This window comes from Colwellia sp. BRX10-3, assembly GCF_014077505.1.
In the GTDB taxonomy this organism is placed as follows: domain Bacteria; phylum Pseudomonadota; class Gammaproteobacteria; order Enterobacterales; family Alteromonadaceae; genus Cognaticolwellia.
Map to the genome: position 1 here is coordinate 444,517 of NZ_JACGWA010000001.1, position 12,078 is coordinate 456,594.

The 12,078-nt window shown below is 39.4% G+C and carries 9 protein-coding genes and 1 tRNA gene; 7 read left to right on the forward strand and 3 right to left on the reverse strand.

Features of this window, described 5'->3' with window-relative positions; translation table 11 throughout:
- On the forward strand, positions 1–573 hold the full coding sequence (gene plsY, locus H4J38_RS01940; RefSeq protein WP_182130076.1) for a glycerol-3-phosphate 1-O-acyltransferase PlsY: 573 nt from the start codon (positions 1–3) through the stop codon (positions 571–573).
- 21 nt (positions 574–594) lie between these two features.
- Here the strand turns inward: plsY and tsaD are convergent, their stop codons facing one another.
- Entirely contained in the window at positions 595–1,644 is a 1,050-nt protein-coding gene (tsaD, locus tag H4J38_RS01945) for a tRNA (adenosine(37)-N6)-threonylcarbamoyltransferase complex transferase subunit TsaD (protein ID WP_182128940.1), read from the reverse strand.
- A 410-nt stretch (positions 1,645–2,054) separates the two neighbouring features.
- On the opposite strand from tsaD, the gene rpsU reads away from it, so the two are divergent.
- The 4 genes from rpsU to rpoD all read left to right on the forward strand — a co-directional run bounded on the left by rpsU (position 2,055) and on the right by rpoD (position 6,648).
- A complete protein-coding gene (rpsU, locus tag H4J38_RS01950) occupies positions 2,055–2,270 on the forward strand; it encodes a 30S ribosomal protein S21 (protein WP_011045067.1) in 216 nt (71 codons plus the stop codon).
- 53 nt (positions 2,271–2,323) lie between these two features.
- Complete coding sequence (locus tag H4J38_RS01955; protein WP_182128942.1) at positions 2,324–2,770, forward strand: GatB/YqeY domain-containing protein; 447 nt, start codon at positions 2,324–2,326, stop codon at positions 2,768–2,770.
- A 151-nt stretch (positions 2,771–2,921) separates the two neighbouring features.
- Entirely contained in the window at positions 2,922–4,679 is a 1,758-nt protein-coding gene (gene dnaG, locus H4J38_RS01960; protein ID WP_182128944.1) for a DNA primase, read from the forward strand.
- 133 nt (positions 4,680–4,812) lie between these two features.
- Positions 4,813–6,648: an RNA polymerase sigma factor RpoD gene (gene rpoD / locus H4J38_RS01965; RefSeq protein ID WP_182128946.1), complete on the forward strand. Its 1,836-nt coding sequence runs from the start codon at positions 4,813–4,815 to the stop codon at positions 6,646–6,648.
- 104 nt (positions 6,649–6,752) lie between these two features.
- Here the strand turns inward: rpoD and H4J38_RS01970 are convergent, their stop codons facing one another.
- Both H4J38_RS01970 and H4J38_RS01975 read right to left on the reverse strand, forming a co-directional pair.
- On the reverse strand, positions 6,753–7,898 hold the full coding sequence (locus H4J38_RS01970) for an MbnH family di-heme enzyme (protein ID WP_182128948.1): 1,146 nt from the start codon (positions 7,896–7,898) through the stop codon (positions 6,753–6,755).
- Positions 7,888–8,775: an MbnP family copper-binding protein gene (locus H4J38_RS01975; protein WP_182128950.1), complete on the reverse strand. Its 888-nt coding sequence runs from the start codon at positions 8,773–8,775 to the stop codon at positions 7,888–7,890. The genes H4J38_RS01970 and H4J38_RS01975 overlap by 11 nt, the downstream gene beginning before the upstream one ends.
- A 146-nt stretch (positions 8,776–8,921) precedes the next feature.
- On the opposite strand from H4J38_RS01975, the gene H4J38_RS01980 reads away from it, so the two are divergent.
- Complete coding sequence (locus H4J38_RS01980) at positions 8,922–11,675, forward strand: choice-of-anchor B family protein (RefSeq protein ID WP_182128952.1); 2,754 nt, start codon at positions 8,922–8,924, stop codon at positions 11,673–11,675.
- 173 nt (positions 11,676–11,848) lie between these two features.
- A tRNA-Ile gene (locus H4J38_RS01985) sits at positions 11,849–11,925 on the forward strand.
- Positions 11,926–12,078: the final 153 nt, after the last annotated feature.

The following is a 12,078-nucleotide window of genomic DNA, read 5'->3' on the forward strand; positions in this document are numbered from 1 at the left end:
ATGGTGATTATGGCTTACTTAGTAGGTTCAATTTCGAGTGCCATTTTACTTTGCAAACTACTGAGTTTACCTGATCCTCGTTCTGCAGGTTCAAAAAACCCGGGTGCAACAAATGTGTTACGCATTAGTAATAAGTTTGTTGCCGCAGCAGTTCTTGTTTTTGACATACTCAAAGGCACATTACCGGTATGGGGTGGCTATTTCTTAGGCTTAGAACCGTTATATTTAGGCGTTATTGCTGTCGCGGCTTGTTTGGGACACATGTACCCAATATTTTTTAATTTTGCCGGTGGAAAAGCCGTTGCGACTGCGTTTGGAGTACTATTACCTATTGGTTTGGACTTAGGTGGATTGCTTATTTTAACCTGGTTATTAGTCGCTAAAGTTACAAGATATTCAAGCCTAGCAGCCATTGTTACCGTATCAATGGCACCCATCTATACTTGGTTATTAAAACCTATTTATGTCTACCCTGTTTTAATGTTATCTGGGCTGATCATCTTTCGACATAAAGATAATATTATCCGGTTGATACAAGGCACAGAGTCAAAAATATCTTTTACTAAAAAATAACTTCATCTTGTATCAGGTATATTAAATTGGCTCTAAGGTATCTAATGGCCAGCGCGGCGTGGCTTTAAAGGTTAAATCTGTATCCACACCGGCTTTTAAACGCTGTAATCCTGCGTAGGCAATCATGGCACCATTATCAGTACAAAACTCAGGTCTAGGGTAGAATACTTCACCACCTAGCTTCTTAGTAATCTCTGCTAACTTCTCTCTTAACGCTGTATTAGCACTAACACCACCGGCAATCACTAAACGATTTAAATCGCATTGTTTTAATGCTCTTTTACATTTAATTGCTAAGGTATCAACTACCGCTTCTTGGAAAGCATAAGCAATATCAGCTTGTGTTTGCGCTTTTTGCTCAGGTGTTAATTCTTCTTTTTCTTCTTTACGAATAGTATTAGCGGCTGAAGTTTTTAAACCACTAAAGCTAAAGTCTAACCCTGGTCTATCCGTCATAGGCCGCGGGAACTTATAACGGCCTTTTCGACCACTTTCTGCCATTTTCGCTAATACCGGTCCGCCAGGGTAATCAAGCCCGAGTAACTTGGCAGTTTTATCAAAGGCTTCACCTGCAGCGTCATCGACAGATTCGCCTAATAATTCATAGTGACCAATTCCGTCAACGCGCACCAACATGGTGTGGCCGCCCGACACCAATAAAGCCACGAATGGAAAATCAGGCGCATTTTCTTCCAGCATTGGTGCTAATAAATGTCCTTCCATATGATGTACAGGTACGGCGGGTAAGTTCCAGCCATAAGCCAAACTACGACCAATTGAACAGCCGACTAATAAAGCGCCAACTAAGCCAGGTCCTGCAGTATAAGCAACGCCATCTAAATCAGCCGGTGTTAAGTTAGCATCAGCAAGTACTTCCTTGATTAAGGGAATCGTTTTACGAACATGATCACGTGATGCCAACTCAGGCACTACTCCACCATAATCGGCATGAACTGCGATTTGACTATATAATCTGTGAGCAACTATGCCTTCGGGTAAATTACCTTTTCCATCATCATAAATGGCAATACCTGTTTCATCACAAGAGGTTTCAATTCCTAAAATTCGCATAGCTTTTATTTACCTAGCAGGGTTACATCAATATAAGAAGTCGACTAATTACTAGCATTAAGAAAGCAGCCATCATTTGGCTGATGATTTTACCTATGCACCAAGCAACTTTCAATTTATAGCGTATAAAGATAGCTAAAATATTTTTAAGGCCGGCTTTAAGACTACCATTATAACTTATAATTAATGACTCAAAATAAGCCAGTTCCTTACAATGTAAATACCACGGTAACTATTTCGGCAACAATTTATACAATAAAACAGCTGAAAAATTGATTACTACTTTACATTTCTATAGCGTTCGCATTAGAATACGTCACCAATTTTTAATAGAGTGGGTGAAGATGAGGCCATCCGGCTGAAATCAGACACCGATTTAATATAGATTTCTAACTAAGGTAAAACAGTACATGCCAGTAATTAAAGTAAGAGAAAACGAACCATTTGACGTTGCACTACGTCGTTTCAAACGTTCATGTGAAAAAGCAGGTATCCTTTCAGAAGTTCGCCGTCGCGAATCTTACGAAAAGCCGACTTGGGAACGTAAGCGTAAAAAAGCAGCAGCAGTAAAACGTGCAGCTAAAAAAGTTTCTCGTGAGAACGCTCGTCGCGTTCGCATGTACTAAGAATACCTTAGTTAATCCTGAGTCAACTGAGTTAACTTAAACGTAAATTAAATATGAGTCTACTTAGCCAACTTAAAGATGAAATGAAAAATGCCATGCGTGCCAAAGACAAACTTCGTCTTGGCGTAATTCGTATGGCACTTTCTGCGATAAAACTGGCAGAAATTGATCACAATACAGAAGCAACTGATGAAAATGTCATTGCCTTGTTAACCAAAATGGTTAAACAGCGCAAAGAATCTATCAAAATGTTTACTGAAGGTGGTCGTGATGAATTAGCAGCTAAAGAAGCTGCAGAAATCATCGCCTTAGAATATTTTCTTCCGCAACCATTATCAGCAGATGAAATTAACCAACTGATTACAAAAACTATTGCTGATACCGATGCAGCCTCAATGGCTGATATGGGTAAAGTTATGGCGGTGTTAAAGCCGCTAATGCAAGGTAAAGCCGACATGGGCGCAGTAAGCGGCCAAGTTAGAGCAATTTTAAACAGTTAGTTAATCTTCCTTTTGAACTTCAATGTTCATTCTGAATATAAACCGCGATAGCCTTGGCCTCGCGGTTTTATTTTAACTAGCACACACAAAGTTACTATTCTCCCAATATTAATTGTGTAAAATAGTGCTTTATCTAGAAATAATGGTATTTATGGCTGGTATGATCCCTCGACAGTTTATTGATGACTTATTGGCAAGAGCTGATATTGTCGAATTGATAGATTCTCGCGTACCACTAAAAAAAGCGGGTAAAAATTACCAAGCTTGCTGCCCATTTCATACTGAAAAATCGCCCTCTTTTAGCGTTAGCCAAGATAAACAATTTTATCACTGCTTTGGTTGTGGTGAACATGGTAATGCCATTTCGTTTTTGATGGAGTTCGACCGTTTAGAGTTTCCAGACGCAATAGAAGAGTTGGCTTCCCATTACAATATGGACGTGCCACGCGAACAAAATACCCGTTCACCAGCACAACAAAAACAAGATCAAAAAGCCTACATACAAAAACAAGACGACTATGAATTAATGGCGCAAATCAGCCGGTTTTTTCAACAACAATTAAAAGTAGCCGCTGATAAAGATGTAGCAATAAATTATCTAAAAGGTCGAGGCTTAAGCGGCGAAATAGTTAAACGCTTTGGTATTGGCTACATCAGTGATGCCTGGGATGGCATGATGAAAGTCTTTGGCCGCAGTGGTCCAGTAAATCAACAACTTGTTGATTTAGGTATGGCCATTCAAGGTGATAAAAATAAACCTTATGACCGATTCAGAGGCCGTATTCAATTTCCTATTCGTGATAAACGTGGACGCGTTATTGGGTTTGGTGGTCGAGTACTAAGTGACGGCACACCTAAATATCTTAACTCACCAGAAACGCGTATTTATCATAAAGGCCAAGAACTCTATGGCTTATTTGAAGCAAAACAAGCCATTAAGCAACTAACTCGTTTAGTCGTGGTTGAAGGCTATATGGATGTAGTTGCACTTGCTCAACATGGTGTTGATTACGCAGTTGCCTCACTTGGCACGGCAACAACACCCGAGCAACTACAAACCTTATTTCGTACCGTAAAAGAAGTTATTTGCTGTTACGATGGCGACCGAGCAGGCCGCGACGCCGCATGGCGTGCAATGGATAATGCCTTGCCTTTGATTCAAGATGGTTACAGCTTAAAATTTGTGTTTTTACCTGACGGACAAGACCCTGACTCAATGATACGAGAGCAAGGCCAAGCCGCTTTTGAACAAATATTAGATAATGCCACACCGTTATCGCAATTTTTGTTTGAGCACTTATTAAGTAAAATTGACATGAGCTCTCCCGAAGGAAAAGGGGCTGCAATTGGAGCTTTTCAACCTTATTTAGCCAAATTGCCTGAAAGTAATCTAAAAGACGCAATTGTGACCAAACTAGCAAATCAATTTGGTGCAAGTAATGAAATGCAATTAAAAAAATTACATAAAAACTTTGCTAACGTCACTGAAAATAAAGCCAAAGCTAAGCGACCTAAAATCACCCCAGTGAGACTCGCTATTGCATTATTGCTTGAGCATCCCCATATAGTAGAAATATTACCCGACCCGGCAATTTTAAATGAATTGAATATGCCAGGTATTCCTTTGCTAAATACACTGTTAGCATTGTGTAAGAAAAATCCAAAGGTAAATAGTGCACAATTAATTGAGCACTTTAGAGGCCAGGAAGCCGGAAAACAATTAACAAAATTGATGTGTTTAGAACATCATGTCGAAGCAGAAAACGCCGAAAGCATGTTTTTAGATTTAATTGAAAACTTTTTAAATGTTTTTATTGAACAACGCACAGAGCAATTATTAGAAAAAGAACGTAACGGCGGCTTAACGTTAACCGAAAAGCAAGAATTGCACGGTTTACTTAGCGCTTAGAAACAATATCGTTCAAATTAGATTTAGCACAAACAGAAGCGCAGTTTATCGCTGGTAATTTAGTAAATATTTCGCTATAATTTCCGGCTAACTGTTGTAATTTTGATAGCCATAAATAGGTGGACACTCGTCAATGGATCAAGCCCCGCAATCTAGACTTAAAGAGTTAATAATCAAAGGTAAAGAGCAAGGTTATTTAACTTTTGCACAAGTTAACGATCATCTCCCTCAGGATATTATCGATTCAGATCAAGTTGAAGATATCATTCGAATGATTAACGACATGGGTATTCAGGTGTTTGAAAACGCTCCTGATAACGATACGTTAATGATGAGTGAAGCAAATACTGATGAAGATGCTGCTGAAGCTGCTGCGCAAGCACTTGCTACCGTTGAAAGTGAAATCGGTCGTACTACAGATCCCGTTCGCATGTATATGCGTGAAATGGGTACGGTAGAGCTATTGACGCGTAAAGGCGAAATTGTAATCGCCAAACGCATCGAAGAAGGTATCAAAGAAGTACAACGTTCTGTTTCTGAATATCCGCCAGCAATTAATTACTTGCTTGAGCAATGGGATAATTTTGAAGCCGAAGAAGTACGCTTAAGCGATATTATCGTTGGCTTTTTAGACCCTGATGCTGAAGATGAAGAAATTCCAGCGGCAGCGACTCATATCGGATCTGAGCTTTCTAAAGAAGAATTAGCTAACGAAGATAAATCTGATGAGGAAGACGAGGAAGAAGAAGACACTGGTCCTTGTCCTGAAGAAGCCCGTGAAAAATTCACTGCTTTGCGCACAGCATACGAGTTTGCTAATAAAGTCATTAAAAAGAAAGGCCGTGGTCATGCTGATGCACAAGCGGCCATCGATGCTTTAGCTGAAGTATTCAAAGAATTTAGAATCGTACCAAAAGTATTTGATCGCCTAGTGAAAAACATGCGTAGTGTTATGGACCGTTTACGTGTTCAAGAACGCTTAATCATGAAACACTGTGTGGTTGGTGCAGGTATGCCAAAAACTACCTTCATCAAAATATTTCCGGGTAATGAAACCTCGAAAAGTTGGTTTGAAGAACAAAAAGAAGCTGGCCTACCTCACTCAAAGAAAATGGCTGACATCGAATTAGATGTTGAGCGCTGTATCTACAAACTGAACATGTTAGAAGAAGAAACCTATCTTAACGTTCACGGCATAAAAGACATTAACCGTCGTATGTCGATCGGTGAAGCGAAAGCTCGTCGTGCGAAAAAAGAAATGGTCGAAGCTAACTTACGTTTAGTTATCTCAATCGCGAAAAAATACACCAACCGTGGTTTACAGTTCTTGGATTTAATTCAAGAAGGTAACATTGGTTTGATGAAAGCAGTTGATAAGTTTGAATACCGTCGTGGTTATAAGTTTTCAACTTATGCTACCTGGTGGATACGCCAAGCTATTACTCGTTCAATTGCTGATCAGGCGCGTACTATCCGTATTCCAGTACATATGATTGAAACGATTAACAAACTTAATCGTATTTCACGTCAAATGTTACAAGAAATGGGTCGCGAGCCAACACCTGAAGAATTAGCTGAACGCATGATTATGCCAGAAGATAAAATTCGTAAAGTGTTAAAAATCGCAAAAGAGCCAATTTCAATGGAAACGCCAATTGGTGATGATGAAGATTCTCACTTAGGTGACTTTATTGAAGATGGTAGCGGTGAATTACCGGTTGATTCTGCAACTGCTGAAAACTTGAAAGATGCGACACATGAAGTATTAGCTGGTTTAACAGCGCGTGAAGCAAAAGTATTAAGAATGCGCTTTGGTATCGACATGAACACTGATCATACCCTTGAAGAAGTAGGTAAACAATTTGATGTAACACGTGAACGTATTCGTCAAATTGAAGCAAAAGCATTACGCAAATTGCGCCACCCTTCACGCTCAGAGCAACTAAAAAGTTTCTTAGACGGTGAGTAATTAATTTTATCGAATTAATTATATAAAAATCCAGCTACGTGCTGGATTTTTTTTAGCTTAAATTTAACGTACACAACATTCATGAGCCAGATAGTAGCTGCGTACTATTCTTTTTTATTCATGCCATGTTCTGGTGATGTTAAAAACGTTTCATCGGTTAAGGTATCTAGAAACGCTAACAAATCTTGTTTCTCCTGGGGCGTTAATTCAAAACCCTTAACAAATTGACTTTTCATTGGGTTGGCTCTGCCATCTCCTTTATATTGACCACCTTTTATATTACGCCCACCGGCAGCATAAATATCGATAACCTCAGCAAGTGTCGCAACACTACCATCATGCATATAAGGTGCAGAATGGCGAATATTTCGTAACGTGGGCGCGCGAAAACGGCCATTGTCTTTTGCTAAGGTAGATATATCAGCGAGTCCGATATCTTTGCTAGGATAACCAAATTCACCTTTATTTATTTCAACATAATACAAACCCGTATTGTGAAATGGCCTGCGATCAATCAGCTGCTGTTCATGACCTGTTGATTGCGTAAAATTAAAACCTCCATGACAGTGATGACATTCTAAACGCTCAGAAAAAAACAAGTTCATGCCTCGAATAGCAGCAGCAGAAATAGCATCATCATCACTTAAATAAGCATATTTATCGAAAGGTGAATTTAATGAAATTAAACTGCGCACATAACTCGCTAAAGCTTTTACTATCAGCTCAAAACTAACTGGCTGTCTTGGAAAGGCCAAATTAAAAGCCTGCAGATATTCTTGCGTTTTAAAGCGTGCAAGCACTTCGGCTTCATGTCCGGTTATGCCAAGTTCAATAGGTGATTCATCAAACATAGGCAGCAATATTTGTCGCTCAAGCGACGTAATGCCATAATGAGCCCAGGTTAAGGTTTTATTATAAGCGATATTGACTAGAGCGGGTGCATTACGGCGATGTAATACACCTGTTGAACCAACAGATACCGACAATGGCTCTGAAAATGAATATTGTTGTAGGTGGCAACTTTCACAAGATTGCTGCTTGTTAGCTGATAGGTTTTTATCAAAAAACAGTTGTTTTCCTAACGCAACTTTCTCATGACTCATCGGGTTATTTGTTGGTACTTGTGGCTTAGGAAACCCATCAATAATAGGCCATTTATAGCTAACATCTAACTTTTTAGCGTTATCACAGCCAAAAAGCATGGCAGTTAAAGCTAAGCATATTGTCGTAGCTATAAATCTATTCAACATCTTTTTTTTCACTTTCAGACTTAATTGTTATCGCCTCAAATACACTTGAAACAATTGTTGTACCTTTAGTTTTATTATCAAAAGCTAAGTTTTTAAATAATTGCTGACAGCTATCTTGATCTTGTTCTGATTGGCAGCTTGATGACGCCGTTAAGTCAACATTTTTCAACAGAGCAGCTAAGTCAAGATTGAGTACCAGTTGGTTACCCTCACCTTTAGCTATAGGTAAATCAAAATAGAAAGTATTTGGATATCGACAGCCTTGTTCAGGCGCTCGCATAACACTGGCTGATTTACAGCCTGTCGAGCCCAAATGAAATAACCATTGCTCATTATTAGTGGCAAGCTCAAGTCGCATAAATTTATGGCCAGTTTGCCAAACCCAAAACATTGACGGTAAATTTAACGGGCTTTTTTGACTAATGGGGTTTAAATGATTGACCTTAAAAGGCACGCCAAGTGTAAAGCGAATGGCGCTATTTTCATTGATACTAGCACCAGAGATAGGTTCAAGCTCGATAATCCAATTACTGTTTTTAATTGAGCCCGTTTGCTGCTTAACAGAGGGGCAGTTAGTGCCAAGCAAAACCGTATCATGGGCTTGAAAAGGGTTTTGCGCTAAATTAAGCTTTTGCCAACCCGTTTTATCTGAACCTAATTGAACGTCACTAATAAAAAATTGAAATTGTTCAATAAACCAGGTTTTATTTACCTCGCCAGTATCAAATGGTATTTGGCAGTCAAGTACATCGTTCTGCCATAGTAACTGCACATTAATCTGCGGATTACTCGACGACGTAAAGCTAAAAAAATATCCAGACACACTGAGGAAAATAATAAATGCGGCTGAATATACATACTGCTTATTACTTAACATAAACTCCACTTCAAGGTCATTAAGGCTATAAATATAAGTTTTTTCATACAAGTTAAAAACTCTAGCGGTTAGAAAGCAATTATTTAAAAAACAATTCAAATGCGTTAAAGTAATATATAACATTTTATTAACATAAGGACTATCTGATGTTGCGTATAACATGGATTTTTGTAGTGTTGGTGACCATGCTTTATAGCCACCTAACATTTGCCCACTCAGAACACGACAAAGCACGTTTTGTTGCAAAAAAAGGCAAAGACACAGGAAAATGCGATCAGGTACTAAGACCTTGTAAAACTATTGCTTATGCTGTTAAACAAGCGAATAAAGGCGATAAAATATTAGTTTCTGCTGGTGAATATACGGTTAATTCCAGTGAAGAGTTATTCTATTTAAAAAGTGCTTTAGTACCGATTTTTGGTGGCTACAATCGCTTTGACCACTTTCAAAGCCAAAGCCCAGATACCAACCCGACAGAGTTGAAAAATATTCCAGCAGATATGGCCGAGCCCTTACGTCAGCAAGGTTTTGTTGTTCTAGCTGACGGTAAATCGCTATTTGCCAATAACAGTCCTGAAGGCAATGCACTACAGAGCAAACTCGATAGTTACTATACCTTAAGTCAAAAGCAGACGGGGGTCGATTGTGTTGACGGCTCAGCAGGTAGCTTTGCTTGTAACAATATCGATTTACTTGCCCATATGCCCTTAAATGAATTTTCTAGTAAGCCAAATGCTGCTAACGATATTTGGGGTCATGTAGATTTAAATACCGGTGATGAATATGCCTTGATAGGTTTGCGCAATGGCGTTGCCGTAGTTAATGTTACTGACCCAGAGAACCCTGAAGAAGTTGGCACCATATCAGGCCTTAACTCTAGCTGGCGCGATATCAAAGTTTATCAATATTTTGATAGCAGTATCAATGCATGGCAAGCCTACGCTTACGCCACTGTCGATAGCGCAACCGATTACGTAACTATTATTAACCTCAACCAACTACCTAACTCAGTTAATTTAGTCGAGAAGAATAGAGTTGTGACTAAAGCGCATAATGTTTACATTACCAATGTTGATCACACGCTTAACATTGCTTTACCTGGCTTAACACCTAGCTTACAACTTATTGGTAGTAACAAGTTTGGTGGCGCCTTTCACAGTTATTCATTAAAAAATCCTGCGACATTAACGCCATTATCTAATAATTATTTTGGCTCAGGTTACACTCACGATGGCGCTTCACTAAACATTACCGATAGTCGAAAGGAAAGCCAATGTAACACCCGAGGAGATAGCTGTACTGTTTTCATTGATTTTAATGAAAAGGAAATGAAACTTTGGAATATCACAGATGCTTCTGCCACAACCCTACTTGGCACAGGTGAATATAACGATGTGGCAAAAAGTAATCAATATGTGCACTCGGGGTGGGGTACGGAAGATAAACAGCATATATTCTTACATGATGAATTTGATGAGAAAGACGGTGGCTTAAACTCTACCGTGCGTATTTTCTCCATTGCTGATCTTAATAACCCGACACAAGTGGGTCAATGGACCGGCCCAACTCGCGCGATTGATCATAATGGCTTTGTTCGTGGTAACCGATATTACATGTCAAACTATGAACGCGGCTTAACCGTATTAGATATTACTGATCCTGCAAATCCAGTCGACGTTGGTTTTTTCGACACTTATACACCGTCGAATAACGCCGGTTTTAACGGCGCTTGGGGTACTTACCCCTTTTTACCCTCAGGTAATATTTTAGTGAGTGACATTGGCAGCGGTTTATACATTTTAAAAGACCGTACACATGAATCTAGCCAAGGCAAAGTAACCTTTACTAATAAAGCCATAACAGCTAACCAAGGTGAAACCCTAACAGTTAACGTGCAACGTAGTAGCGCTAGCAACCCTGATCAGGCCATAGCCATTAATTACCAGCTATTACCCGGTAGTGCAAAAGAAAATAGCGACTACACGCCAGTAGCTGGCACATTAACTTGGGCTGCCAATGACATAGCCGATAAAACTATCAATATCGATATTGCCAGTGACTCAACGGGTGAAGAGTTTCAAGAGCAATTTTTTGTACGTTTAAGCCAACCAAGCAATAGCGCCACACTCGGTAGTAATAGTTACCTAACGGTTAATATTGACGGCCTTATCGACAGTGGTTCATTGTCATTCACCACATCTGAAACAACCGTAGCTGAAAACCAAGGCACGCTAGATATAGCACTTGCACGTCAAGGAAGCTCGACAGGAGCAGTGTCTGTTTCGTATTTATTAAGCTCTGGCACAGCCATTATTGGTGAAGATGTTGAATCAGCTTCAGGCACCGTAAATTGGCCAGATGGTGACTCAACAGAAAAAAACATTCAAATTGTGATTATTGATGACACTGAAAGTGAAATTAATGAGAATTTCACCATTGCCTTATCAGCGGTTGATGGTAGTAATCTAGGTGTAAATACCCAGTACACAGTAACTATTTCAGATGACGATAGTAATACAGCCCCCATAGTAACTTTAGCTGAAAATAGTGAAGTAAACACCGCTGCAACGGTTAGCGTAACTGCAACAGCAGCGGATAATGAAAATGACCCCATGACTTACTTGTGGCAACAAACAGCTGGAACTAGTATCAATTTAACTAACGCCGACACTTTAGTAGCAGGCTTTGTAGCCCCATCAACAGCCGGTAATATAACGCTTTCATTCACCGCCACTGACTCTAAAGGACTATCGACCAGTGACACAATCACACTAACGGTTATAGCAATGCCAGCGGGAATGCCAATACCACTAACAGCAGATAAGTCTTCGGGTAGTGGTTCAATCGGATATTTCGTCATCTTTATGCTGGTGTTATTAACTAGAAAACAAATAAAATAAGCAATAAAGCCAGTTGAGCGATTAGCGAAACAGCAAATCGCTCAACTATTGAACTATCAGACTCTTTTATCAGGTTTTTTAACTTTATAATGGTGACAACAAAATAAAAAATGCTTATACTTCCCGCCGCTTTTGATTAACCTTTCGCGTTTATCAGAGCAGATTAACAAGATGGCCCCTTAGCTCAGTTGGTTAGAGCATCCGACTCATAATCGGCAGGTCCCCTGTTCAAGTCAGGGAGGGGCCACCATCTACTACTCTCATACAGTCTAAAATTATCCCAAACACCATATACAGCCTAATAAAAACTTAGAAAACATACCTGTACAATTCTGAGAGCGTCTTGCTAAATCTCAAATCTTTAGTAACATTGATAGTAACACGTACCTAATGTTACTAACTT